General features: G+C 64.1%; 26 protein-coding genes. 8 read left to right on the top strand and 18 right to left on the bottom strand.

What is annotated here, in order from left to right; genetic code table 11:
* Positions 1–106: 106 nt before the first annotated feature.
* Together pheT and pheS are read right to left on the bottom strand one after the other, a co-directional pair.
* On the bottom strand, positions 107–2,692 hold the full coding sequence (gene pheT / locus KTJ89_RS17260) for a phenylalanine--tRNA ligase subunit beta (protein ID WP_259358666.1): 2,586 nt from the start codon (positions 2,690–2,692) through the stop codon (positions 107–109).
* A 1-nt stretch (position 2,693) separates the two neighbouring features.
* Positions 2,694–3,737: a phenylalanine--tRNA ligase subunit alpha gene (gene pheS / locus KTJ89_RS17255; RefSeq protein WP_259358665.1), complete on the bottom strand. Its 1,044-nt coding sequence runs from the start codon at positions 3,735–3,737 to the stop codon at positions 2,694–2,696.
* Positions 3,738–3,918: 181 nt separating this feature from the next.
* On the opposite strand from pheS, the gene KTJ89_RS17250 reads away from it, so the two are divergent.
* The 4 genes from KTJ89_RS17250 to KTJ89_RS17235 are packed head-to-tail and all read left to right on the top strand — an operon-like array spanning position 3,919 to position 7,652.
* Positions 3,919–5,550, top strand: a complete 1,632-nt coding sequence (locus KTJ89_RS17250) for an acetolactate synthase large subunit (RefSeq protein ID WP_259358664.1) — start codon at positions 3,919–3,921, stop codon at positions 5,548–5,550.
* 46 nt (positions 5,551–5,596) lie between these two features.
* A complete protein-coding gene (locus KTJ89_RS17245; protein WP_259358663.1) occupies positions 5,597–6,010 on the top strand; it encodes a hypothetical protein in 414 nt (137 codons plus the stop codon).
* A gap of 43 nt (positions 6,011–6,053) precedes the next feature.
* Positions 6,054–7,124, top strand: coding sequence for a DNA polymerase III subunit beta family protein (locus KTJ89_RS17240; protein ID WP_259358662.1), 1,071 nt, complete (start codon positions 6,054–6,056; stop codon positions 7,122–7,124).
* A 21-nt stretch (positions 7,125–7,145) separates the two neighbouring features.
* Positions 7,146–7,652, top strand: coding sequence for a hypothetical protein (locus tag KTJ89_RS17235; protein ID WP_259358661.1), 507 nt, complete (start codon positions 7,146–7,148; stop codon positions 7,650–7,652).
* A gap of 22 nt (positions 7,653–7,674) precedes the next feature.
* Here the strand turns inward: KTJ89_RS17235 and KTJ89_RS17230 are convergent, their stop codons facing one another.
* Positions 7,675–8,334, bottom strand: a complete 660-nt coding sequence (locus tag KTJ89_RS17230; protein ID WP_259358660.1) for a pentapeptide repeat-containing protein — start codon at positions 8,332–8,334, stop codon at positions 7,675–7,677.
* A gap of 84 nt (positions 8,335–8,418) precedes the next feature.
* Here KTJ89_RS17230 and KTJ89_RS17225 point away from each other — a divergent pair, with 84 nt between their 5' ends.
* Positions 8,419–8,796: a hypothetical protein gene (locus KTJ89_RS17225; RefSeq protein WP_259358659.1), complete on the top strand. Its 378-nt coding sequence runs from the start codon at positions 8,419–8,421 to the stop codon at positions 8,794–8,796.
* A 32-nt stretch (positions 8,797–8,828) separates the two neighbouring features.
* A complete protein-coding gene (locus tag KTJ89_RS17220) occupies positions 8,829–9,248 on the top strand; it encodes a VOC family protein (RefSeq protein WP_259358658.1) in 420 nt (139 codons plus the stop codon).
* Positions 9,249–9,315: 67 nt separating this feature from the next.
* Here KTJ89_RS17220 and KTJ89_RS17215 read toward each other — a convergent pair whose 3' ends face one another.
* The 5 genes from KTJ89_RS17215 to infC form a co-directional block, all read right to left on the bottom strand.
* The gene (locus KTJ89_RS17215; protein WP_172174463.1) at positions 9,316–9,603 is read right to left on the bottom strand and encodes a hypothetical protein; all 288 of its coding nucleotides are present in this window, start codon (positions 9,601–9,603) and stop codon (positions 9,316–9,318) included.
* A gap of 148 nt (positions 9,604–9,751) precedes the next feature.
* Positions 9,752–10,573: a TrmH family RNA methyltransferase gene (locus KTJ89_RS17210; RefSeq protein ID WP_259358657.1), complete on the bottom strand. Its 822-nt coding sequence runs from the start codon at positions 10,571–10,573 to the stop codon at positions 9,752–9,754.
* A gap of 190 nt (positions 10,574–10,763) precedes the next feature.
* A complete protein-coding gene (gene rplT, locus KTJ89_RS17205; protein ID WP_039206669.1) occupies positions 10,764–11,153 on the bottom strand; it encodes a 50S ribosomal protein L20 in 390 nt (129 codons plus the stop codon).
* A gap of 128 nt (positions 11,154–11,281) precedes the next feature.
* Complete coding sequence (gene rpmI / locus KTJ89_RS17200; RefSeq protein WP_039206667.1) at positions 11,282–11,488, bottom strand: 50S ribosomal protein L35; 207 nt, start codon at positions 11,486–11,488, stop codon at positions 11,282–11,284.
* Between the two features lie 100 nt (positions 11,489–11,588).
* Complete coding sequence (infC, locus tag KTJ89_RS17195; RefSeq protein WP_229664191.1) at positions 11,589–12,239, bottom strand: translation initiation factor IF-3; 651 nt, start codon at positions 12,237–12,239, stop codon at positions 11,589–11,591.
* Positions 12,240–12,517: 278 nt separating this feature from the next.
* Here infC and KTJ89_RS17190 point away from each other — a divergent pair, with 278 nt between their 5' ends.
* Positions 12,518–12,889: a DUF1844 domain-containing protein gene (locus KTJ89_RS17190; RefSeq protein WP_039206663.1), complete on the top strand. Its 372-nt coding sequence runs from the start codon at positions 12,518–12,520 to the stop codon at positions 12,887–12,889.
* Between the two features lie 469 nt (positions 12,890–13,358).
* Here KTJ89_RS17190 and KTJ89_RS17185 read toward each other — a convergent pair whose 3' ends face one another.
* The gene (locus tag KTJ89_RS17185; RefSeq protein WP_139908371.1) at positions 13,359–14,039 is read right to left on the bottom strand and encodes a TetR/AcrR family transcriptional regulator; all 681 of its coding nucleotides are present in this window, start codon (positions 14,037–14,039) and stop codon (positions 13,359–13,361) included.
* A 135-nt stretch (positions 14,040–14,174) separates the two neighbouring features.
* Here KTJ89_RS17185 and KTJ89_RS17180 point away from each other — a divergent pair, with 135 nt between their 5' ends.
* A complete protein-coding gene (locus KTJ89_RS17180; RefSeq protein ID WP_259358656.1) occupies positions 14,175–15,155 on the top strand; it encodes an NmrA family NAD(P)-binding protein in 981 nt (326 codons plus the stop codon).
* A gap of 99 nt (positions 15,156–15,254) precedes the next feature.
* Here KTJ89_RS17180 and KTJ89_RS17175 read toward each other — a convergent pair whose 3' ends face one another.
* The 9 genes from KTJ89_RS17175 to KTJ89_RS17135 are packed head-to-tail and all read right to left on the bottom strand — an operon-like array spanning position 15,255 to position 23,422.
* Positions 15,255–15,629 carry a VOC family protein gene (locus KTJ89_RS17175; RefSeq protein ID WP_259358655.1) on the bottom strand — a complete coding sequence of 125 codons (375 nt, stop codon included), beginning with the start codon at positions 15,627–15,629 and terminating at the stop codon, positions 15,255–15,257.
* A 13-nt stretch (positions 15,630–15,642) separates the two neighbouring features.
* A complete protein-coding gene (locus KTJ89_RS17170) occupies positions 15,643–17,292 on the bottom strand; it encodes an AbgT family transporter (RefSeq protein ID WP_259358653.1) in 1,650 nt (549 codons plus the stop codon).
* A 49-nt stretch (positions 17,293–17,341) separates the two neighbouring features.
* On the bottom strand, positions 17,342–18,688 hold the full coding sequence (locus tag KTJ89_RS17165) for a M20 family metallopeptidase (RefSeq protein ID WP_259358643.1): 1,347 nt from the start codon (positions 18,686–18,688) through the stop codon (positions 17,342–17,344).
* Between the two features lie 46 nt (positions 18,689–18,734).
* Positions 18,735–19,571, bottom strand: a complete 837-nt coding sequence (locus tag KTJ89_RS17160; RefSeq protein ID WP_259358641.1) for an SseB family protein — start codon at positions 19,569–19,571, stop codon at positions 18,735–18,737.
* Between the two features lie 4 nt (positions 19,572–19,575).
* Positions 19,576–20,313 (bottom strand): bifunctional 1-(5-phosphoribosyl)-5-((5-phosphoribosylamino)methylideneamino)imidazole-4-carboxamide isomerase/phosphoribosylanthranilate isomerase PriA, encoded by a 738-nt coding sequence (priA, locus tag KTJ89_RS17155; protein WP_166823785.1) that lies wholly within the window; start codon positions 20,311–20,313, stop codon positions 19,576–19,578.
* 58 nt (positions 20,314–20,371) lie between these two features.
* The gene (hisH, locus tag KTJ89_RS17150; RefSeq protein WP_259358635.1) at positions 20,372–21,055 is read right to left on the bottom strand and encodes an imidazole glycerol phosphate synthase subunit HisH; all 684 of its coding nucleotides are present in this window, start codon (positions 21,053–21,055) and stop codon (positions 20,372–20,374) included.
* Positions 21,052–21,654 (bottom strand): hypothetical protein, encoded by a 603-nt coding sequence (locus tag KTJ89_RS17145; protein ID WP_139470129.1) that lies wholly within the window; start codon positions 21,652–21,654, stop codon positions 21,052–21,054. Before KTJ89_RS17145 ends, hisH begins: the two co-directional genes overlap by 4 nt.
* Positions 21,651–22,247: an imidazoleglycerol-phosphate dehydratase HisB gene (gene hisB, locus KTJ89_RS17140; protein WP_259358609.1), complete on the bottom strand. Its 597-nt coding sequence runs from the start codon at positions 22,245–22,247 to the stop codon at positions 21,651–21,653. The genes KTJ89_RS17145 and hisB overlap by 4 nt, the downstream gene beginning before the upstream one ends.
* A complete protein-coding gene (locus KTJ89_RS17135) occupies positions 22,244–23,422 on the bottom strand; it encodes a histidinol-phosphate transaminase (protein WP_374990294.1) in 1,179 nt (392 codons plus the stop codon). Before KTJ89_RS17135 ends, hisB begins: the two co-directional genes overlap by 4 nt.
* Positions 23,423–23,542 lie beyond the last annotated feature (120 nt).

Genomic DNA, 23,542 nt, shown 5'->3' with positions numbered 1-23,542 from the left:
GCGCGTTCGGTTGCTCGCGTGCTCGCTGCTGCGATGGTCGGCGCGAATACGACAGAGCCCGGTCGAACCACTGTATCGGTCGACCGGGCTCTGTTACGCACTGTTCTCAGCTGCGGACTTCAGCGCCGTGACGCTCGGCGGCCAACTTCGTCGCCGCTTCACGCATCGCCGAGGCCTCATCGGCCTTGAGCGTACGATCCGGGGCGCGGAAGGTCAGGCGGAACGCCAGCGACTTCTTGCCCTCGGGCAGCTGGTCGCCGGTGTAGAGGTCGAAGGTCTCGAGCAGTTCGAGCTCCTCCCCCGCACCTTCACGCAGCGTCGCGGCCAAAGTCTGCGTCGGCAGCTCGGCATCGACGATGAGCGCCACATCCTGACGCGACACCGGATAGGTCGACAGCGCACCGTCCCAGGCACGCAGGTCATCCTGAGCCAGCAGCGCATCGAGATCGATCTCGAATCCGACGGTCCGTGCCGGCAGGCCGAGGTTCTCGCACACCTTCGGGTGCAGCTCGCCGGCATGGCCGAGAGTCTGCCCGTCGGCAAGGAGGAACTTCGCAGCCCGTCCCGGATGCCACGGAGCGATCTGATCGGCCTCGACGGTGACCTCGAGTCCGTTCGTTTCAGCGATCCGGCGGACGGTGTCGATGACGTCGGCGGCCTCGGCCTTGCGGCCCTTGCCCCAGACTCCGGGCATCTCCGCATTCCCGGAGATGATGCCCGCGTAGTGGTAGGGCTGGTGCGGCACCGATGCGTAGATCTTTTCCAGCTCGTCATCGCTCGGGTGGTATCCGGGCAGGTGACGCGGTCCGGGCCCCTCAGGCAGGCCCGCCGAGGTGGACACGAGTCCGGCCTCGAACAGTGCGACGTCCTTCGCCCCGCGGCCCTGGTTGCGAACCACGAGGTCGACGAGTGTCGAGAGCAGGTTGGTGCGCATGAGCGGCAGGTCTTCGGACATCGGGTTGGCCAGGCGCACGTGCTTGCGGCGCACGTCATCGGCCTCGAGCCGCAGCTGATCGTCCCGTTTGTCGTTCGTGAACGGGTAGGACAGCACCTCGGTGAATCCGTCGGCGGCCAGCAGGTTCGAGACACGGCGACGCGTCTTCTGCGCGACCGTCAGTCCGTTGCCGGCCCGAGCGGCGGGCTGAACGGACGGAATCCGGTCATAGCCGCCGGTGCGGGCGACTTCCTCGATGAGGTCGACGTCGTCGGTGATGTCCGTGCGCCAGCTGGGCACGGTCACGGACACGGTCTCATCGTCCTTAGTCGACACGGTTGCGCCGATGCCCTCGAGCAGTGAGGTCACCTCGGCGACTGAGTAATCGATACCAACCAACGATGCCACACGGGCGACCTTGAGATCGAGCACGGTCGGTTCGGGAGCCTGCCCGATCTGTGTGGTCGCTGGGCTGAGCGTTCCGCCGCCGAGTTCGACGAGCAGGTCCGCGCAGCGACGTGCGGCAACAGGCCCGAGCTTCGGGTCGACGCCGCGCTCGAAGCGACGCGAGGCCTCCGAGGACAGCTTGTGGCGACGCGAGGTGCGGGCAATCGAGATCGGGTCGAAGTGTGCGGCCTCGATGACGACGTCGGTCGTCTGGTCATTGACCTCAACATCGGCGCCGCCCATGACGCCGGCCAGGCCGATGATCTTTCCACCCTTGCCAGTCGCACCAGCACCGCGGTCGGTGATGAGCAGATCCTCGAGATCGAGCTTGCGCTCGACATCGTCGAGAGTCGTGAACTTCTCCCCCGCACTCGCACGGCGCACGACGATCTCGTCGCCGAGCAGCGAAGTGTCGTAGGCGTGCAGAGGCTGGCCGAGTTCGAGCATGACGTAGTTCGTGACATCCACGGTCAGGCTGATCGGACGCATTCCCGCCTGCTGCAGGCGACGCTGCATCCAGAACGGAGTCTTCGCCTGAGGATCAAGCCCGGTGACCTGAAGGGCCGTGAACTGGTCACAGCCGGCCACCTCGTTGATGGGGTTGTTGTCCTCGATCGCAACCGGGAATCCATCGTCGGTGGCGGCGTTGGTGGGAGCCACCTCGGCGGATCCGATGTCGGTGAAGGTCTGACCCTTCATCTGCGCGTATTCGCGTCCGATGCCGCGCATCGACAACTGGTAGCCGCGGTCGGGGGTGACGTTGACGTCGAGGGTGACCTGGTCGAGGCCGAGCAGCGTGATCGCGTCATCGCCGGGCTCACCGGTCAGCCCAAAGTCGGAAAGGACGATGATTCCGGAGTGATCCTCGCCGAGGCCGAGCTCCTTGGCCGAGCAGATCATGCCGTCGGACTTGTGACCGTAGGTCTTGCGCGCGGCGATGGCGAAGTCGCCGGGCAGGACGGCTCCGGGCAGGCAGGCGACGATGAGGTCGCCGGGCACGAAGTTGTGCGCACCGCAGATGATGCCGCGGCTGGGCACCTCGGTTCCGGGCTGCGGGTCCTTCGGATCGTCGAGATCCTCGTTGTGTTCGGGGCCGACGTCGACACGGCACCAGTTGACGGTCTTGCCGTTCGAGTGCTCTTCCTTGACGAGTTCGAGCACACGGCCGACGACGAGGGGGCCGGTGATCTCGGGGCCGAAGAAGTCCTCTTCCTCAAGTCCGATGGCCGCGAATTCGGCGGCGAGGGCATGGGGGTCGGTCTCGGCTGGGAGATCGACATAGTCGGCCAGCCAGTTCAGTGGGACGCGCATATCAAGCCTTCATTCCGAAACGGGCCGAGAAGCGCACATCGCCTTCGACCATGTCATGCATATCGTTGATTCCCTCGCGCAGCATCAGGGTGCGCTCGATGCCCATGCCGAAGGCGAAGCCCTGGTAGACGTCGGGGTCGATGCCGGCGGCTCGCAACACGTTGGGGTGGACCATTCCGCAGCCGCCCCATTCGATCCAGCCGGGGCCGCCGACCTTGTTAGGGAACCAGAAATCCATCTCCGCACTCGGTTCGGTGAACGGGAAGAAGCTCGGGCGCAAGCGGGTCTTCGACTCGGGGCCGAACATTTCGCGGGCAAAACCGTCGAGGGTGCCCTGCAGGTTGGCCATGGTCAGGCCCTTGTCGATGGCGATGCCTTCGATCTGGTGGAAGACCGGGGTGTGAGTGGCGTCGAGCTCGTCGGTGCGGAAGGTCTTGCCCGGGCACACGACGTAGAGTGGCACGCCGCGCTGCAGCAGGGAGCGTGACTGGACCGGTGAGGTGTGGGTGCGCAGGACGAGTCCGGCGTCGGAGGGATCGACGAAGAACGTGTCCTGCATCTGGCGGGCCGGATGGTCGGGTCCGAAGTTGAGTGCGTCGAAGTTCAGCCACTCGGATTCGATTTCGGGGCCTTCGGCGACCTCCCAGCCGAGACCGACGAAGTAGTCTGCGGCCTGTTCCTGGATGAGGGACAGCGGGTGGCGAGCGCCGAGGCGGCGACGATCGGTGGGCAGGGTGACGTCGATGGCTTCTTCGATGAGCACGGCCGCATCGCGTTCGGCTTCGAGCTCGGCCAGGCGTGCGTCGTGGGCCTGCTTGACCTGTCCCCTGGACTTGCCGACGATCTTGCCGGCGGCGGCCTTATCGGCCTTGTCGAGTGAGCCGATGGCTCGGTTGGCGAGCGCCAGCGGGGCTTTGTCGCCGGTGTGGTCGATCTTCGCCTGCTTGAGCTCGTCGAGAGTCGTCGCATCCGCGAAAGCCTTGAGTGCCGCGTCGACGGCCTGCTTCACGGCCGACTCGTCCAAGGGGTCGAGTTGGTCTGTCATCAATGTCCTTTTGTCCGTACTTGCCCGTAGCTGTGGGGACGTCATTCTTCTTCGCCTGCCAGTCTATCGTCTCCCCTGCCGGGACCTGGGGCGGCGTCCGCTGGGTGGGTGGGCCACCTCGGTGATGGTGGTGTGGGGCCGGTCATAGGGACTGAGCGGAGAAAAGCGTAGGGTCGGGAACATGACGACACAACGTGCATCAGATGTCATGGTCAGAGCCTTGGAGAACGAGGGCGTCGAGCGGATCTTCGGCATTCCCGGTGAGGAGAACCTCGACTTCGTCGACTCCCTGCGGAACTCATCGATCGAACTCATCCTCACCCGCCACGAGCAGGCGGCCGCGTTCATGGCCGCCACCTACGGTCGGCTGACGGGCAAGCCCGGTGTGGTGCTCACGACCTTGGGGCCGGGCGCGCTCAACCTGGCGACCGGGGCTGCGTACGCCCACCTCGGCGGGATGCCGGTCATCATGATCACCGGCCAGAAGGGCATCCGCACGGCCGAGCAGGCGGCGTTCCAGATGGTCAATACGGTGGCGACGATGGATCCGCTGACGAAGGTGAGCAAGCAGATCACCTCGGCGGCGATGATCCCGACGATGGTCCGGGAGGCGTTCCGCGCCGCTCAGGCCGAGCGTCCCGGACCGGTGCACCTCGAGCTGCCCGAGGACATCGCCGGGATGCCGGTCGACGGGTTCGAGCTCATCGAACCACATACGAACACTCGGCCCGTCGCCGGGGATACGGCGATTGCGAACGCCGCGAACGTCATCAAGGAGGCGAAGAACCCGCTGCTCATGCTCGGTGCGGATGCCTCCCGGGCCTCGTGCAGTGAGGCGCTGTCGCGTTTTGTCGCCCAGATGCGCATCCCCTACGTCACCACGCAGATGGGCAAGGGGTCGGTGACGGGCGCGTCGGATCTGTACATGGGCACGGCGGCGCTGACGTCCGGTGACTACGTCCACGACGCGATCGATGCCGCCGATGTCATCGTCACCATCGGTCACGATACGACGGAGAAGCCGCCGTTCACAATGGACGAGACCGGGCCGACCGTCGTGCACATCGGGTACCGTCCTGCGATCGTCGAGCAGGTGTATTTCCCGCAGTTCGAGGTCATCGGTGACCTGGGTCCGTCCTTGGATAAGCTCGCCGAGGCGCTCGGCGGTCCCGTGCCCACCGCCGAGGCGCTCCTGCCGATGCGTGATGAGATCCTCATCAAGATCCACGAGGGAGCCGATGAGGATCGGTTCATCCCGCAGCGGATCGTCCAGGAGGTCCGAGACGTCGTGCCGACCGATGGGATCGTGGCCCTGGACAACGGAATGTACAAGATCTGGTTCGCCCGTAACTACCGCACGACCCGGGCGAATACGCTGCTGCTCGACAATGCTCTGGCGACGATGGGCGCTGGCCTGCCGTCGGCTATCGGGGCGAAGCTGACCTACCCGGAGCGTCGGGTCATGGCCGTGGTCGGCGACGGTGGGTTCATGATGAACAGCCAGGAGATGGAGACCGCTGTCAGGCTCGGGCTGGACCTCGTCGTGGTCATACTCGAGGACAACGCCTACGGCATGATCCGTTGGAAGCAGGCCGCGGACGGATTCCCCGACTACGGGCTGACCTACGGCAACCCGGACTTCGTGAAGTACGCGGAGTCGTATGGGGCCACCGGCACCCGCGTCGAGGATGTCGACGGCATCAGCGATGCCCTGGAGAACGCGTTCGAGGTCGGCGGAGTGCACGTCGTGGTCGTGCCCGTCGACTACTCGGAGAATAAGCGCGTGCTCATCGACGAGTTGGGCAAGCGGTGAAGCGCTGTCTTTTGGTGCTTCCGACCCTGATCGGCCAGTAGGTCAATTGGTACGGTCACGGCTCTTCACGATTCTGCTAGGGATCTCCACGCTGTGCGCGTGGGGATCCCTCGGCGAGATCGTCAAGGCACTCCTGCGGGACCGGCCGATCGATTCACTGCTCTGGGCCATGTTCGGGGTGGCGGCAGCCTCGGCGATCGTGGTCTGGTCTGTGTTTCGGGCGCGCGGTGTCAGGCTCGAGGTCAGGAGCTTCATCGGCAGCGTTCCGTTGGGAGTTGTGCTGCTGTGCTCGCTGGTGGGCGGGTTCGTTCTGCCGTCGCTGTTGGTCGGCAGAACAGATGTCATCGACGTGGCAATCACCGCGATCGTCATCGCTGCGATCTGCGGTGGAGCGATGCTGTACCTGCGCAGGACCTACTTCACTCCCCCGGATAGTCCCGAAGGGTTGGACGACAAGTGACAGGGGTTGATTTTCAAGTCGGTTGAGACCGGACAATGTTCGAGTGACTGATTCTGACTTGATGCCGATCGGCGCCTTCGCCCGAATAGTGGGTCTGACGGCGAGCGCGCTGCGATTCTACGACGATGCCGGCATCCTCCGCCCTGACCACGTCGACGCCCAGACCGGATATCGCTTCTACAGTGAGGAACAGGTAGTCACGGCACAGCGACTAAGGGAGCTTCGTGAGCTCGGAATGCCGCTGTCCGATGTCTCTCGGTTCTTCGCGGCCGAAGCTGCGTCCGATTCTGCGGAATCGCTGCGGCTGCTGAATGACCATATGCGCAGGGTCTCGACTGAAAACGCGCGATCGCAGCAGGTGGCCGCACGGCTCACCGAGTCATTGCAATCGAAGGCTTCGGCATCGTTGTGCGCTCTTCCAGGGCCCATCTTCGCCGCAGCAGTCGACCAGCTTCTGGCGACTACCACCGACGATCCCAGCTTCCCCGTCCTCAACGGTGTTCGCCTCTGCGTCGAACCGGACGCGCTCACATTGGCGGCGACGGACCGCTACCGATTCACCAGTCGTACCCTGGTGCCGAGCCGGTCTGCAGGAACGACGTGGGCAGGCACCGTATCAGGCGCTACCCTTCGGAACACCGTTTCAGTGATCCGCAGAAGCCCGACAGTGACTCTCGCTGCAGGCGACGGCTTCCTGCGCGTCGTGCTCGAAGATGGCACCGTGTGCCAGTGCACGTTGATAGAAGAGCCTTTTCCGGACACTTCCGACTTCTTAGAGTCCCTACCGTCAGCAATCCACCGCTGCATGGTCGACCGCAGGCAGCTGTTGCGGACGATGGAACAGCGGCCGCTGGAAAAGCTCGGTTTGCGACTCACCTCGAGCGGGATACAGGTTCTGGCTCCTGATGACGTCCCCGATCTCGAAGGCACGGGTGATGACTCTGAGCTGACTCTGTGGTTCGAACTCACGACACTGCATCCGGCGATGACCAATGCGCTCGGAAACGATCTCATCCTCGACGTCTCTGCGTCGGATCAACCCGTCATCCTGCGCTCAGCTGATGACGGAGACTTCACCACCATCATCATGCCGTGCCAGGCGCCCGCCCACTGATACAGACAGGAACAGACCACCATGACCTCTACACCAGCCGCACCAGATCCGACGATGGAGACGATCGGCCGAGCCGTCGAACTCGGGAGAGCAGGTGACGTGGACACGGCTCGGCGCCAGCTAGCCGACCTCTGGCAGGAGGTCGGCCCCTCCGGCGATCCCTTCCATCGCTGCACACTTGCGCACTATCTCGCCGATCTCTACGATCACCCAGCCGAGGCACTCATCTGGGACATTCGAGCTCTCGACGCCGCTGCTTCGCTCAGTGATGAACGCGCGCAGGCACATCACCAGTCGCTTCAGGTCGCCGGCTTTTATCCCAGCCTCCACCTCAATATCGCCGACAACCTCCGTCGGCTGAGTGCATTCGATGCCGCACAGGAGCACATCTCTCGCGCCGAAGAACGCAGTGTCGCATTGCCCGACGATGGTTATGGACGAATGATCCGCACCGCGATCGAGGAAGTAGGTGCTGCCATCGACCTGCGCGATACCGCTCGCCGCGACTCGGCGCCCGGCGGTTCGTAGAACGACCGGCTTCGGGCCCTCCTCACTCCACGGTGATGCCGAGTTCTGAGGCGAAGAGTTCGGCAAAGAGCATGAGCTGGGTGTCGTCGATGGTCGCTCCGCGCAGAGAGTGCACGCCGGAGATCTTGTGCGGTTCCAGTCCCCGGATATCGACGTTGCCGAGCGTGGCGCCTTCGCACTGGAAAACGCCGACGTTACTTCCCGGAAATGCGACCCGGCTGACCTTCGCTCGGGCGAGGTCGATCTCGTCGATCTTGCAGTCGCGGAACTCGACATCGGTGAGCTTCGACCCACGCAGGTTGAGGTAGGAGATACGGCAGTTGGTGAATCGCACCTTCTCCCACACGCTGTCGTAGACAACGCCGGCACCGATCCGTGTTCCAGAGATCGCTGTGTGCAGTAGGTTTCCACGGGACATAGTCCACGTGTCGGCGCGGCAGTCCGTAATCTCAGTGCCGGAGATCCTGGCCTCGGTGAGATCGACCGGCACGTCGACATCGCCGAAATTGACGTTCGACCATCGACAGTCGAGGAACGTCGCTTGGGTGGCGTCCACCTCGGCGAGGTCGAGATCGGTGAATTCCATGCCCTCGAGGAATTCCTCGGGATCGATATCCCCGAGGTAGCCCTGGGCAAGTTCGCCGAGGTTGATCTTCGGTGGTCGCGGCGTCTCCGTGGTCATGGGCCCACCCTAATCGCTGCCGGTGACATACCCCGTCGTTGCGAGTTCACCCGAACGAAAACACGCCTTGTTATCGTCGGGTGCATGGACTCGCGGCCACGCTCACCCAATGACCGCGATGCACCCTACGCAGTTGCGTTTGCAGCAGGCGGGGTGCTCGCTGTTGTCTACCTCGTGGTCCGTTACCTGCACGCTCAGTACATCGGCTGCGGTGGAGCCGGCTTCCAGTGTGGCGGGGCCATCAATGACCTGTTCTTCGGGTACGGAAGCTGGTTTCTTGGATTTCTTATCGTCCTTGGCTGGGTGGCCACGGCGGTGATTGCACCGTCGATGCTGAATCAGCTCCGACCACACACGTCATGGTGGTGGCGTGGACTCACCGCCACTGGATTCTGTTTAGCCGTGACCTTTGTGATCATGGTGGTCTACGACGGAATAGTGACGTATTCGTCATGGGGCTGAGCGATCGACGTCTCCCCCACTAGACTGCAGGCATGAAGCCACTGACAACGATCCTGTCATTGCCCGTCGCCGACCCGCAGTCCACCGCGAACTTCTACGCCGATGGGCTCGGCCTCGAAACCGACGGTGTGGAGGACGGCATCGTCGCCTTCGAGCTGCCGAACCTCTCCATCTTCTTCATCACCGCCGACGAATACGGTCAGTACCTCGAGCTCTCAGGCCAGCCCGGTTCGAAGAATCCGGTTCCCGGCGCCAGCATCATCTCGTGTGCATTCGCCACGCGTGCTGAGATCGACGAGGTACTTGACCGTGCTGTCGCCGCCGGCGGATCAGCCGATCCTGGTCAAGATGTCGATGGCTCGTACATGAGCTACTTCGCTGACCTCGACGGCTACATCTGGGAGCTCGTCGCCAATGAGCAGACCGCGAAGGCCGCAACTGCGGCGGAATAGTTTTTACGTACCTGCTGGACGGTCGCGGAGGGCATTCGCGCACGATGAGCGCACAGTCGTCCGCGTCTCAGCGGCCGCGGGAAGCTGAGACTCCTGCCGTCGCCGTTTTCGGGACATCGACGAAACCGAGTCTCTTCACCGCCGAGGTGTAGACGACATACTCTTTGATGAGTGCAACAGGCACCGTCACCGTGAACAGCAGTTGCGGTACCGACGGAGAGGCCCCCGTACCGAAATCGAGTACCCAGAAAATACACGCAACAGCCGAGAAGACGACCACTGTCTCGATCGCTTCCTTGAGATGATGGCTCCGCAGCGTCGCCAGAGACTTCGGCGCATCGGCAATATCAACCACGCTCGTCTCACCGCCCTGACTGCTGCTGTTAATCGACTAGGTTACTTGTCGCCACAGTAGCGCAGATCACCGCAGAATTGAACCACGCCCGCAGATCAGCCAGCCAGTCGTGAGCACCGTCCTCAACCAACCGAGGCCGCCCAGCCCCTCACATCCGTTGGTTGCGAGCACTCTCGTAGATGCAGACTCCGGCGGCAGTGCCGAGGTTGAGGCTTTCGGCCGAACCGTAGATGGGGACGGCCACGGATGAGTCGCACAGCTCCAGATCCTCGGCGCTCATCCCCCAAGCTTCGTTGCCGAAGACCCAAGCGGTCCGTGCGGTCAGATCCAGACCCGTCTCCCACGGGTGGTGCAGATCGTGGGCTTCGTCGTTCGCGTCGGCGGCGAGCACCTGCAGGCCGCGCGCACGGGCCAGTTCGGTCACTTCGGAGAGTCCGACTCCGGTGACGACGGGAATGTGGAAGAGCGAACCGGCGGTCGACCGCACGACCTTGTCGTTGTAGACATCCACCGACGACGATGTCAGCACGACGGCATCGGCACCCGCGGCATCGGCCAGGCGAATGATCGTGCCGGCATTGCCCGGATCGCGCACTTGCGACAGGACGACGACGAGCTGCGCCTCCTTGTCGAGCACCGAGGTCAGCTCCACATCGAGGGCGTTGCACACGGCCACGACGCCTTGTGAGTTCACGGTCGATGCGAGCTCGGTGAGCACCTCGGGTGTGACGATGCTGCACTGCATACGCCCGTGCTTTGCTGTGGAGACGAACGAGGGATGCTCCTCGGCGGCCTCCTCGGTGATGAAGAGCTCGACGACGGAGCCCTTGCGCGCCAGGGCCTCACGGACGGCCTGCGGACCCTCGACGAGGAACTGCCCCGTGGCCTTGCGATCACGGCGCTTGAGCAGCTTCGCGGCGTTCCTGATCCGCTTCGACTGAGGTGAGGAGATGACGTCAGGGAGTTTCATGAAACCGTGTTCTCGATCCGTTGAATGCTGAGGTAGAAGAAGTGGTGCCGAAGAGACAGCAGCTGATATGGGGACCATGCGAGTCCGAGCGAAAAAACCGACGGCCCCGAACCTGCAGTTCGGGGCCGTCGTCGATCACCGAGGCGATCGGTCAGTCACTTAAGTGACCGGAGTTTAGATAAGACGCTGCTCAGGCGGCGTCGGTCTTCGCAGCGTTGACGTCAGCAGGAAGAGCTTCCTTGGCAACCTTGACCAGGTGCGCGAAGGTGGCCGAGTCGTTCACAGCGAGCTCGGCGAGCATGCGACGGTCGACCTCGACTCCAGCGGCCTTGAGGCCCTGGATGAAACGGTTGTAGGTCATACCGTTGGCGCGGGCGCCGGCGTTGATGCGCTGGATCCAGAGACGACGGAAGTCGCCCTTGCGCTTGCGACGGTCACGGTAGCTGTAGACCAGCGAGTGGATGACCTGTTCCTTGGCCTTGCGGTACAGGCGCGAGCGCTGTCCGCGGTAGCCGCTTGCCCGGTCGAGGATGACCCGGCGCTTCTTGTGAGCGTTGACCGCTCTCTTCACACGTGCCACGTGTTACTCCTTTGAAAAGTTCGTATCTGCCGGCGGTGCCGGACTCTGGTTCAAGCTGTGGGAGCCGCTTTCGACTGCCCGTGGGAGATCCCGGAGACTGTCCGGGAAGGAAAGACCCGAAAGGGGTCTCACCTGCCCTTGAGCTTGCCCAGAAGCTTGCGGGCCATGGCGCGGTCGCCGCCGGTGAGTTCCTGGTCGGTGGACACGCGGCGCTTACGAGCCGAGGACTTGCCCTCGAACTTGTGCTGGTTGTTCACGCCTTCACGCATGATCTTGCCACTGCCAGTCACGCGCATACGCTTCTTGGCGCTGCTGTTCGTCTTCTGCTTCGGCATAGTGCCGTTCTCCTTTGCAATTCGTTGCCCGCGTCAACCGCTGGCAACTACTTCACACGCACAGACCAGGATGGACCTGGAACGCGACGTACTTAATTTCTCACGCGTCCGGGCGAGCTGCGTTCTTCTCTGCAGCGACCCGATCGCGACGGGACTTCACCTCAGCGGACTTGCCCTTGGCATCTGCCGATGCCTTCCGGGCCTCCGCCTTGGCGTCAGACTTTGACTTGTGCGGGGCGATGACCATCACCATGTTGCGTCCGTCGACTCGCGGTGAGGATTCGACGGAGCCAAGGTCGGACACATCTTCGGCCAAGCGGTTGAGCAGCTTGATGCCCATCTCGGGACGGGACTGCTCACGTCCGCGGAACATGATCATGACCTTGACCTTGTCGCCGCCTTCGAGGAAGCGGGTGACGTGGCCCTTCTTCGTCTCGTAATCGTGTTCGTCGATCTTGAGACGGAAGCGGATCTCCTTCAGCGCAGTGTTCGCCTGGTTCTTCCGGGCTTCTCTGGCCTTCTGGGCAGATTCGTATTTGAATTTTCCGTAGTCCATGAGCTTGGCTACGGGTGGCTTCGCCTGCGGGGCTACCTCGACGAGGTCGAGGCCAGCTTCGCCGGCGAGATCGAGTGCCTTGCGAATGGCAACGATACCGACCTGTTCACCGTTGGGTCCGACCAACCGGACCTCGGGAACCCGAATCCGGTCATTGATGCGCGTCTCGCTGATGTGTTCACTCCTTTTGCTCAAATGTGGTCGTGACAACGAAAAAGGCTCCCGTTGACACATGCCAAGGGAGCCTGCACACACGAGCAGTACGGTAGACGTACGTTCAGTGAATACACCTCGATCTGCACCCGATCAGACTATGCCTGACGGACAGATCTTTGGACCCGATCGCTCTTCGCGATCAAGGTGGGAGACAGACTCCGCTTCGCACCAGCTACCAGTGTACTACGCTTCATGACTCTTCGCACATCGAGGCCCTGGTGTGATCGCCGCATTGATTTATATGTCAAGCTTATGGCATGAGTTCTGAAGAATCTGTTCCCGCCGAGGCGATCGCCGACGTTACGCGCGACATCGCCGAGGTCCCCGCTGTCGAGGTCATCACCTCCAGCGCCGTCCACCTCATGTCCGCCGCCGCCGTCAAGTGCGGCCTGGCCGAGGACACCGCCGAAGGTCGCGGCGCCGACCTCCAGGACCTCGATGAGGCCCGCAAGCTCATCACCGCACTGGCCGGCTTCGTCACCGGTGCTGCCACCGTGATCGGCGACCACCACGCCCGCCCGCTGCGCGATGGACTGCGCAGCCTGCAGCTGGCCTTCCGCGAGGCTTCGGAATACCCCGACGCCCCCGGCGAAGGTCCCGGAGAGAAGTTCACCGGCCCCGTCCGCTGACACTCCCCCGCTGACCACTCACGCTACGGCCCTCGATCTTCGATCGGGGGCCGTTGTCGCATTCTCATTCGCCGAGGCGGCGCACTCATTCACGGACTCGACCCTCTGCGCCTTTCTTAGGTCCGCGTCGCCCGAAGGCGATTTCAGGGAGGACGCCCACCACCAGGCCGATTCCCAGATACAAGGTAAGAGTTCCCCAAGCGAAATCGACCTGAGAATCAAGGTCGACTTCTCGACTGCTCACACTGATTCCAGTCAGGACCTGAAATCCGTATAAGAGTCCTGCGCCAATCGCACAGGTGATGCCGGGAAGTAGGGCATGCGTGGCAAATCGTCGCATGGTCAGGTCCTCCATTCGCGTTGAGACCAGGTTGAGAGAGTGCCTTGCTCTTTGGGCTGCAGGACAGCCGTCAACCGACAGCATCACTCGCCGAGGCGGTCGTGTCCTTGCCCGCAGACGTTCACCGATTCACGCGCCGAGGCGGCCGATCACCTCGGACATGAGATCGCCTTCGACGTGGTCGAATCCCGGCCCGAACTGGCCGAACCGCAGACCGTTGATCAGCCCGACGATGGCCACCCAGACCGTGATGGTCTCCAGGATCACGGCATCGTCGTAGTCGAGTCCGAGTTCGTCGAGTCCCTGTCGCAGCGGCTCGAGCGTCGCGCTCAGCTCCTGAGCGTCGGCACTCTGGGCCGTGCCAGCTCCGTTGGCCGCCTCGGTGCCGGTCGCTGACTCCGCCACCAAGGACGCCAAGGCCACCATGATGCGTGTTCCCGGAACCACGGTCTCCTCACGGGGAGCCTCATACCCGTCGATCGGAGTGCCGTAGATGAGCGCCCACCGATTCGGATACGTGCGCGACCAGTCAAGCATCGCCAGCGCGAGCACCCGGACGCTCCGCTCCCCGGCCAAAGCCTCATCGACAGCATCGGCGATCTGCGTGAAGGCGTCGCGGATGAGGATCGTCAGCAGTTCATCACGACTCTTCACGTACCGATACACCGCACTGGAGACTACTCCGAGCTCACGGGCGATCGCTCGCAGCGACAGCCCGTCGACGCCCTCGTCATCGATCATGCGATTGCCGATGGCCGTGATCTGCGCTTCCGTTTCGATGCGGGCGCGCTGCCGCGGGGTCTCAGTCATGGCTTCACCTTACGATCCGAGAGCAATGATGACAACAGTGAGCACTGCTCTTGAATTGTCGGCTGCCGAGCCTTACGCTGATTCGAGAGAGCACCGCTCTCGTTTAATCATCGGAGGCATCGGAAGGGATCCGTCATGAAAACAGCACTCGTCATCGGCAATGGTCAGATCGGTTCGGAGATCGCGACTCAGCTCATCGCATCAGGCACAGATGTCCGCATCGCCACCCGCTCCGGCAGAGGTTCGTCCAGCGCCTCGGGCGGAGCGACCAACACCACCGCCCCATCGGAAACGTCGTCAACGTCTGGCACGACGACAGTCAGCGCTCCAACTCACCTCAAGGCCGATGCGAGTGATCGGGCCCAGTTGGCCGAGGTGGCGGCGGGAGTCGATGCGATCTTCGCATGTGCTCATGCCGCGTACGACAGCCGCACATGGGAGCAGCTTCTCCCCCGCCTCGATGCGGCGATCCTCGATACCGCCGCAGAACTCGGCATCCCCGTCGTCTTCCCTGAGTCCGTCTACGCTTTCGCCGGACTCGACTCCCCGATCACCGAAACCTCACCGTTCGCTCCGGTCGAGGACAAGGGACGAATCCGGCAGCGACTCATCGAAGCCCGTGACTCTCATCCCGCAACGAGCGCAAGCGTCATCGCCGGGGACCTGCTCGGCAGAACCGCGGAAAAGTGGTCGTCGGTCGTGCGGATGTGCATCACCGAACCCGTTTCCGCCGGGCGTAGGGCCATGGTGCCGGCACGGACTGATGTCCCGCACGGAATCACCGTCATCGCCGACCACGCAGCCGCAATGATCCAGGCGGCAGAGGATCTGAAGGACGTCCCCGCAGGGACGCACCAGCTGCGGATCGCACCGGCATCAAATCCGACACTGGCCGAGATCGCCGACTTCACCGCCGACGTCCTGGAGAAGAAGCACAAGCGTCCGCTCTCAGTCCCACGCTGGGCGACCCGTGCCATCGGTGCTTTCGAACGCTCCTTCTATGAGCTCAACCAGTTGGCACCGATCTGGTACGAACCCTGCGTCATCGCCTCCAGCGATTTGGCCGAAACAGTCGGCACAACCGACTGGCGCGAAGGCGTACGGCAGATGCTCTGAGGAATAACGGTCGCGAACGTCCTCTGACCGCGGATGTTCGACAGTGATCCGCAGAACTGCATGGTCGTTTCATGTTTCTGTCACCGATTGGGTTAGGACTCAGTCATGGAAGTCGTTCGGCTCTGCTGGGATGCGCTTCGCCATGAGACAGAACTTGTTGCCGTCCGGATCCGCGAGAACATGCCAGCTTCCGGACGGCACGACATCAGTCTTCGTGGCACCCAAAGCCATAAGTCTTTCGAGTTCGTCCGCCTGGCTGCGGTCAGTCGGACAGAGGTCGAGATGCAGACTGTTGTCCCCAAACGAATCGCTCGAACGCTCGAAGAGAATAGTCGGTGCATTCGACGCCCCGGAGATCGCGACACCGGTTTCATCTGTGGCCGTCACCTCGTAGCCCAGTGCTTCGCACCAGAATCGGCTCAGCCGAGCCGGGTCCGGGGTTTTGACGATAAGATCGCTGATTCGACTCACCATCGGCAATCGAACCTCACAGTCGGATCCCGTTGCCCGGGCCCAACGGCAGGTCGAAGACGAACCAGATGCCCAGCAGCACGGCCCAGGCCAGCCAGAACGGGATGACGAACGGGAACATCCGAGAGATGACTGTGCCCAACCCGGCGTTCGGCTCATACCGGCGAACGAGGCCGAGCAGCACGATCATGTACGGGTTGAGCGGAGTGATGACCTGAGTGGCCGAGTCACCGACGCGGAAACCGGCCTGGATGAACGCCGGTTCGTAGCCGAGCAGGGCGAATAGCGGGACGAACACGGCGGCCATGAGTGTCCACATCGACGATCCGGACACGATGAACAAGTTGAGCACGCTGGCCAGGAGCATGAAGCCGATGACCGCGGCGAACCCTGTCAGCCCGATCGCCTCGAGCCCCGACGCCCCTGCGACGGCGATCCACGAACCGATTCCCGTCCAGTTGAACAGGGCGATGAACTGGCCGAGGATGAACGCGAGAATGAGGAACGACATCATGTCGATGATCGACTGGCTCATCATTCTCACCAGGTCGTTCATCGATCTCACGGTGTGCACGACGATGCCGTAGACGACGCCCATGAGCATGAAGTAGGCGAAGACGATGAACACGATCGACGACAGCAGCGGGGACTCCGGGAGGAATCCGCCGTCCTCGTTCCGCCAGGGTGAAGCGGGGAGCAGGAATGCGAAGAGGAAGACCGCGGTGAGGACGAGCCCCGAGACGACCGCCCAGATCAGCCCTTTCTTCTCCTCCGGTTCGAGTTCGGCCTTGATCTCTGTGGACGACTCTTCGTCCGAGGATTCAGAGGATCCCTCTGTTTTCGCCGAGGCATCTCCGTAGGGGCTGTCAGGTGCCTGGTATTCGCGGGCCAGTCCGCTCGACGAGGCATTCGCGTATTCGCGGGGCACTCCCTTGCGCACCATGTTCGGTTCGATGAGGCGGTCGATGATGAAGCCGGCGATGATCGCCAACACAATCGACGAGGCGATGTTGAAGTAGTAGTTCGATACCGGGTTGACCGCGGTGTAATCGGTGTTCGGCAGGGTCTCCATCACCGAGGTGGTGATCCCGGCGAACAGAGCGTCGAGGCTCGTAGGGACGATCGAGGTCGAATAGCCGGCACCGGTGGCGGCGAACCCGCCGATGAGACCGGCCATCGGATGCCGTCCTGCGGCTTTGAATACGAGCGCAGCCAAAGGCGGGATGATGACGAACGCCGAGTCGGCCATGATCGACCCGACCACCCCGACGAAGCCGACGGCATACGGCAGCAGCCACTTGGGGCTCTTACCGAAGGCGATGCGCACGGCCGCGGCGAGCATTCCCGACTTCTCTGCCACACCGACGGCCAGCAGAATCGGCAGCACCGTGGCCAAGGGCGGGAACCCGATGTAGTTGTCGCCCATCGTCGTGGTCAGCCACGACAGACCCTCCCCGGTGAACAGGCCCTTGATCGCGATGGTCTCGTCGCCGCCGGGAATGGCCACGGTGACTTCGGCCATGGCCATCGCCGTGGAGACGAGGCCGGTGATGATGAACAGCCCGAGGAACAGTGTGAACGGTTCGGGCAGCTTGTTTCCGATGCGTTCGATCCAGTCCAGCGTGCGCTGGCCGAAACCGACTTTCCCATCTGTCGTCGTCGACATGAGCGGTCCTTCTCTTCGATGGCGCGGGTCTGGGTGCGGCGGGACGATCTCAGTCGAAGAAGTGCTCGACGTCGATGGCTCCCCCGTCGCGGGCGAACTCTTCGGTCACCTCGGCGGCGAGGGCATCGTCGACGAGGAAATCCAGGGCGGTGCACGCAAGACCGTAGGCCCCGTCGAGTGCCGCGGATTCGGCGGCAGGGGTCTTGGCGGCTGCGGCGAATTCTCGGGTGTGCAGCGCCACCTCGGCGTCGGCGGTCTTGATGAGCGGATGGATGCCGGGAATCCGGTAGGAGACGTTGCCGAAGTCCGTGGATGCGGCAATCGATTCGTCGAGCACTCCGGCGGGAAGCGGTTGGCGGCCGCGCGTCTGTTCGTGTTCGGCCCAACGAGCGGTCAGCGCCGAATTCGTCCGCACGGGCAGCGACGGCGGATGTTCGTCCCAGTCGACGGTGACGCCGGTGCCGGTCATAAGCGCGGCACCCTTCGCCGCATCCTCGACCCGGTCGGAGAGCTCTTTGAGCGTCTCGGGGAACTTCGAACGGACGTAGCACTGCACGGTGGCGGTTTCGGTGATGATCGACGGCCTCGTTCCGCCGTCGGTGATGACCGCGTGCAGGCGGGAGATCGGCGGCATCTGCTGTCGCATCAAGCCGAGCCCCTGGTAGAAGAGGTTCGCCGCGTCGAGGGCGTTGCGCCCCATGAAGGGCTGGGCCGAGGCGTGGGCGGCGACCCCTGAGTACGTGACCTTGAGCAGGCGGCGTCCCAGCCACACCTGGTCGGCGCAGTCATAGCCGTATCCGTGGACCATGATGGCCGCGTCGATACCGTCGAAGGCGCCGGCGCGGGCCATAACCTCTTTGCCCGAATGGCCTTCTTCGGCCGGGGTGCCCAGCAGCACGACGGTGCCCGGCACGGCGTCGGGGTCCTTCTCATACAAGGCGTGGAGGGCGAGGAAGGCACCGACTCCGGCGGTGGCGATGATGTTGTGTCCGCACGCGTGCCCGATCTCGGGCAGGGCATCGTATTCGGCGAGGATCGCGATCGTGCGACCGTGTCCGGATCCCGTCGTCGCCCGCAGCGTCGTCTTCACACCGTAGAGGCCGGTCTCGACGTCGACTCCGTGTTTCTCCAGCAACGAGGCGATCGCAGCGACCGAATCGAACTCTTCGAATGCGGTCTCGGCGAGGTCATGGATGGTGTGGAGCAGACTCGTGAGGTCGCCTTCCGCAGTGTCGAGGCCCGCGGCGATGCCGGACCGGCCCGCCTCGGGGGCACCGGTGAAGTCGGAGGCCCACTCGGCGGCCTGCTCGGCCCGCGCCCGGGTCTGTCGAGCCATCTCATCGAGGTAGCTGTCGTCCGGTGCGGTCGAGTGGCCGAGGTCACGGATTTCGCTCATGGGTCATAAGCATAGGTGCCCTGCCGATCTGACACGCCCGGAACGGTCAGACTTCGACGAGGCGGATGGCCAGGGAGTCGATCTTCGCGACGAGGTCCTCGTCACCGGCGACGGTTTCCTGGAACCGGCGCACTTCTTCCGGCGGCACCTCGGACTCGACACCGAGCGTGATGCCGAGCTCCGGCCCACCGAGGTGGACGCTGTTGCTGCCGGGGCTCACACCGATCCGAGCCAGCCATGGGAAGGACTCGGCGATGGCACGCAGACGCTGGGCCACCTCGGCGTCGGCCCAGGACGGGGTCCAGGGCTGGGACTGCACGAACGCGAACATGGCGGGGCGGCGCAGCAGGAATGAGGACTCGGCTCCGGGGTCGAGGACGACGAGCTGGGACTCGGCCTCGATCGCCCCGAGGACGAGCCGTTCGGACTCGATCGGGACGGGACGGGCATCGGAATGCCACGCCGTCAGCGGTGGGATTCCGGAGAATCCGGGGGTGCACTCGCGGCCGTCCTCGGCTTGGAGGCGGACCATCGCCATCTCCGAGGAGTTGTCGGCCATGAGCCCGTTCTCTCCGACCTCCTGGTCGACGACCATCGGCACGATCGGGGCATAGAGCCTGGCCCCGGACAGGGCTGTGACGACCTGCTGGTGTGCGGCCGGGTCCAGGGGTGTCTGAGCGACCTGGGTCATGGCCTCCAGCAGGGCCGCATCCGCGAGTCCGGTGTCGCCGGAGAACGGGTTGGGTTTGAGGTCCCGGCCTTCCCACGCCTGTCCGGCGGAATCCGTCGGGGCGTGGGCGTCGCCTGACCGGGCATCAGACGCGGCGGACCGGGGCTCGTCCGGCCCATGGGGCTGGTCCGGCTCGTGCGAGTGCGTGCTCACCGGCTCACCGTCCTGCGACGTCGAGGGCTTCTTCCAGAGTGAACTTGCCTGCGTAGAGTGCCTTGCCCACGATCGCCGAGTCGACGCCGAAGGGCACGAGCTCACGGAGGGCTCGCAGGTCGTCGAGGCTCGAGACTCCGCCGGAGGCGACGATCGGAGAGTCCGTCTTCTGCGCGAGATCCTTGAGCAGGTCGACATTGGGACCCTGCAGGGTGCCGTCCTTGCGCACATCGGTGACGACGTAGCGGGAGCAGCCTGCGGCTTCGAGGGTGGCGAGGACTTCGTAGAGGTCGCCGCCGTCCTTCGTCCAGCCGCGGGCGGCCAGGGTGGTTCCGCGCACGTCGAGGCCGATGGCGACCTGATCGCCGAAGCGCGAGATCATCTCGGCCGTCCACTCGGGGTTCTCGAGAGCAGCGGTGCCGATGTTGACGCGCTCGGCTCCGGTGTCGAGTGCGCGTTCGAGGCTTTCGGTGTCACGGATGCCACCGGAGAGTTCGACCTTGATCCCCACGGCCTTGACGACCTGGTTGAGCAGATCCGAGTTCGAACCGCGCCCGAAGGCGGCGTCGAGGTCGACGAGGTGGATCCATTCGGCGCCGCGGTTCTCGAAGTCCTGAGCGGCGTCGATGGGTGAACCGTAGTCGGTTTCGGTTCCGGCTTCGCCCTGGACGAGGCGGACGGCCTTGCCGTCGGCGACGTCGACAGCGGGAAGGAGGACCAGCTTGTTCGAACTGTCTGTCATTGTGACCTTTCTGCCAGGGTGCCACGGGGTTTGAGGCAACCATAGTCGGTGTGCTCGGTCAGGAGCTGAGTGAGTCTGTGGGGTTGGTGCCGGAGCTGCCGGTGCTGCCGGGATCGCTGCCCGGGTTGCTGTCGGCGGCGAACGAGGCGAGCCAGTTGCGCAGGAGCCTGGCGCCCGCCTCGGCGGATTTCTCGGGATGGAACTGTGCTGCCCAGGTGGTTCCGTCTTCGACAGCGGCGATGAAGTCATTGCCGTGGCGGGCGGTCGTGACCGTCGCGTTCGCCGGCGGCTCGGTCGCGGCGTAGGAGTGGACGAAGTAGAAGCGTTCGTCTCCGATTCCGGCGAACATGGCCGAGTCTGCGGGAGCGTTGACCTTCGACCATCCCATATGCGGGATGACCGGCGCTTCGAGGCCGGTGACGGCTCCAGACCACAGACCGATGCCCTCGGTCTTGACTCCGTGTTCGACGCCGCGGGCGAAGAACACTTGGAGGCCGACGCAGATGCCGAGCAGCGGTCGACCCTGTTCGTGGCGTGCCCGGATGAGGTCGACTCCCCCGACGTTCTCCAGTCCGGCCATCACGGCCGAAAACGCGCCGACGCCTGGGACCAGCAGTCCGTCGGAGTCGTTGATGACATCGTGATCGGCCGTGAGAGTGACCTCGGCGCCGGCTGCGGCGACCGCACGGACGGCGGAGCGCACGTTGCCGGCACCGTAGTCGAGGACGGCGACAGTCGTCATCGCTTCGCCCCCTTGCTCAGCACCGACCAGATCCTCCACAGGGAGAACCCGAGGACGATGGCACCGAGTGCGGCGACGACCCAGGCGATGGTGTTCCCACCCAGGGCCAGTGCGATGCCGAAGGCCATCACGAGTCCGGCGAGGACGGCGGCGATGATCCACAGCAGCGCGGTGCGTGCCATGGCGGCCCGACCCGGGCTCATCGTGGCCGCACTGGCCTGCAGCTTCGTCATCGACGAGGTCGGGATATTGCCTTCGACGTCCTCTGCTGCAACGGTTTCGAGCAGCAGACCTTCGAGCACATCGGGCAGGTTCTTCAGCGCCAGCCCGGCCGGCACATCGGACTCCCGGGCACCGTGGCGGAAGTGGCCGGCGTCGATCTGCTCTTCGCTGCGCACGAGGAGGAGGACCTCATGTTTGCCCGCGAGCTTCGAGATCGCGGCGGCCGCCTCGTTGCCGGCTTTGACATCCGTGTCGGCGAGCACGATTCCGCTGAACTCGCCGATCGGCACGATGGTGCCGGAGATGTTCGACAGCACGCAGGCGGCGGCCAGCTGTTGGGCGACCCCGAACGGGGTCACGATGACGGTCGTGCTCACAGGACTCCCTTGGTGCTGGGAACGGAGTTGCTGCGCGGATCGGTTTCGACGGCCTCGCGCAGCGCGCGGGCGAAGGCTTTGAACTCGGCTTCGACGATGTGGTGCGGGTCGCGACCGCGCACCAGGTCGAGGTGGACGGTCAGTCCGCCGTTGAAGGCGATCGATTCCAGCGAGTGGGAGGTCATCGAACCGGTGAAGTGACCGCCGATGAGGTGGTACTGCTGGCCCTCGGGCTCGCCGTCGTGGACGAAATAGGGGCGACCAGAGACGTCGACGACGCACTGGGCCAGGGCCTCGTCCAGCGGCACGGCGGCGAAGCCGTAGCGGCGGATGCCGACCTTGTCGCCGAGAGCCTCGCGCAGGGTCTGACCGAGCACGATCGAGGTGTCTTCGACGGTGTGGTGGACGTCGATGTGCGTGTCACCGGTCGCGGTGATGTCGAGGTCGATCATCGAGTGCTTCGACAGGGCGGTGAGCATATGGTCGAAGAACGGCACACTCGTCGAGATGTTCGAGGTGCCGGTGCCGTCGAGGTTGACGGACACGGACACCGTGGACTCGGACGTGGTGCGTGAGTTCTGGGCCTGCCTCATGGAGTGCCTTTCGTCGGGACGGCTGATGACGGGGTCGGAGACTGCGGACGGTCCGCGAGGATGTCCGGTGATTCGGCGAGGATATCGTCGATGGCGGTCAGGAACGCTTCGGTCTCTGCCTCGGTGCCGGCGTTGACGCGGGCGTGGCCGGTGATGCCGATATCGCGGATGAGGACTCCGCGGTCGAGAAGCTTCTGCCACAGGTCGGCCGGTGAGGCGATGTTGCCGAAGAGGACGAAGTTCGAATCGCTGTCGTGGACGGTGAAGCCCGCCTCGGCGAGGTGGCTGGACATCCGGTTGCGCGAGTCGATGAGCCGGTCGACGTTGCCCAGCAGCAGTTCGGCATGTTCGAGAGCCGTGCAGGCCAGCACCTGGGTGACCTCGGACAAGTGGTAGGGCAGACGGACGAGGCGAAGGACGTCGATGAGCCCGGGGGCGGCGATGGCGTAGCCCAAGCGCAGTCCGGCACAGGCGAAGGCCTTGCTCATGGTGCGGGAGACGACGAGGCGGGGCCGACCCTCAAGCAGAGTCATCGCCGAGGACTTGGCGGGGCGGGAGAATTCCGCATATGCCTCGTCGACGATGACTATCCCTGCGCAGTTGTCGTAGGCGGCTTCGATGACGTCGAGGCCGATCGAGGTGCCGGTCGGATTGTTCGGAGTACACAGGAAGACGATGTCCGGATTCGCACGAGCCACCTCGGCGGCGACCGTCTCGGCATCGAGAGTGAAGTCGTCCTTGCGTTCGACGTGCTGCCATTCGGCACCCGTGCCCGTGGTGATGAGCGGGTGCATCGAATACGAGGGGGTGAAGCCGAGGACTGTGCGGCCCGGGCCACCGAAGGCCTGGACGATATGGCTGAGCACTTCGTTCGAACCATTGGCGGCCCAGATCATGGAGGGGTCGAGGTCGACGGAGTCTCCGGCGCGTTCGTTCACACCGTCCAGATAGGTGACGAGGTGTTCGCGCAGTGCGGTGAATTCGCGATCGGGATATCGATTGAGTCCGGCGAAGTGATCGTCGACGGCGGCGCGCATGCTCTCGACGACGACGTCCGGAAGCGGATAGGCGTTTTCGTTGACGTTGAGCTGGACCGGCACGTTGAGGTGCGGAGCCCCGTACGGCTTGAGGCCGACGAGGTCTGAACGCACTGGCAGAGAGTCGATGTTTCCCACGACGATCATTCTACCGAGAGGCCCCCGCCGCCCGGGCGGCGGGTCGGGCATCGAGATCGGCCGGTCGGCTCACCCGATCGAACAGGTCACCGCGCTGCCGGTCGGGCCGGCGCCATGCCG

The sequence above is a fragment of the Brevibacterium sediminis genome (assembly GCF_024895295.1).
In the GTDB taxonomy this organism is placed as follows: Bacteria; Actinomycetota; Actinomycetes; order Actinomycetales; family Brevibacteriaceae; genus Brevibacterium; species Brevibacterium sediminis.
The sequence above is the reverse complement of the archived record's forward strand: the minus strand, read 5'-3'. Positions and strand labels throughout refer to the sequence as shown.

Coding starts and splice junctions, on each gene's coding strand:
- KTJ89_RS17225 (WP_259358659.1), top strand. CDS start 8,419: ATGGACTCGCGGCCACGCTCACCCAATGACCGCGATGCACCCTACGCA.
- KTJ89_RS17220 (WP_259358658.1), top strand. CDS start 8,829: ATGAAGCCACTGACAACGATCCTGTCATTGCCCGTCGCCGACCCGCAG.
- pheT (WP_259358666.1), bottom strand. CDS start 2,692: ATGCGCGTCCCACTGAACTGGCTGGCCGACTATGTCGATCTCCCAGCC.
- KTJ89_RS17230 (WP_259358660.1), bottom strand. CDS start 8,334: ATGACCACGGAGACGCCGCGACCACCGAAGATCAACCTCGGCGAACTT.
- KTJ89_RS17180 (WP_259358656.1), top strand. CDS start 14,175: ATGAAAACAGCACTCGTCATCGGCAATGGTCAGATCGGTTCGGAGATC.
- hisB (WP_259358609.1), bottom strand. CDS start 22,247: ATGAGGCAGGCCCAGAACTCACGCACCACGTCCGAGTCCACGGTGTCC.
- KTJ89_RS17210 (WP_259358657.1), bottom strand. CDS start 10,573: ATGAAACTCCCTGACGTCATCTCCTCACCTCAGTCGAAGCGGATCAGG.
- pheS (WP_259358665.1), bottom strand. CDS start 3,737: ATGACAGACCAACTCGACCCCTTGGACGAGTCGGCCGTGAAGCAGGCC.
- KTJ89_RS17165 (WP_259358643.1), bottom strand. CDS start 18,688: ATGAGCGAAATCCGTGACCTCGGCCACTCGACCGCACCGGACGACAGC.
- priA (WP_166823785.1), bottom strand. CDS start 20,313: ATGACAGACAGTTCGAACAAGCTGGTCCTCCTTCCCGCTGTCGACGTC.
- rpmI (WP_039206667.1), bottom strand. CDS start 11,488: ATGCCGAAGCAGAAGACGAACAGCAGCGCCAAGAAGCGTATGCGCGTG.
- KTJ89_RS17190 (WP_039206663.1), top strand. CDS start 12,518: ATGAGTTCTGAAGAATCTGTTCCCGCCGAGGCGATCGCCGACGTTACG.
- KTJ89_RS17250 (WP_259358664.1), top strand. CDS start 3,919: ATGACGACACAACGTGCATCAGATGTCATGGTCAGAGCCTTGGAGAAC.
- KTJ89_RS17170 (WP_259358653.1), bottom strand. CDS start 17,292: ATGTCGACGACGACAGATGGGAAAGTCGGTTTCGGCCAGCGCACGCTG.
- KTJ89_RS17185 (WP_139908371.1), bottom strand. CDS start 14,039: ATGACTGAGACCCCGCGGCAGCGCGCCCGCATCGAAACGGAAGCGCAG.
- hisH (WP_259358635.1), bottom strand. CDS start 21,055: ATGACGACTGTCGCCGTCCTCGACTACGGTGCCGGCAACGTGCGCTCC.
- KTJ89_RS17235 (WP_259358661.1), top strand. CDS start 7,146: ATGACCTCTACACCAGCCGCACCAGATCCGACGATGGAGACGATCGGC.
- KTJ89_RS17175 (WP_259358655.1), bottom strand. CDS start 15,629: ATGGTGAGTCGAATCAGCGATCTTATCGTCAAAACCCCGGACCCGGCT.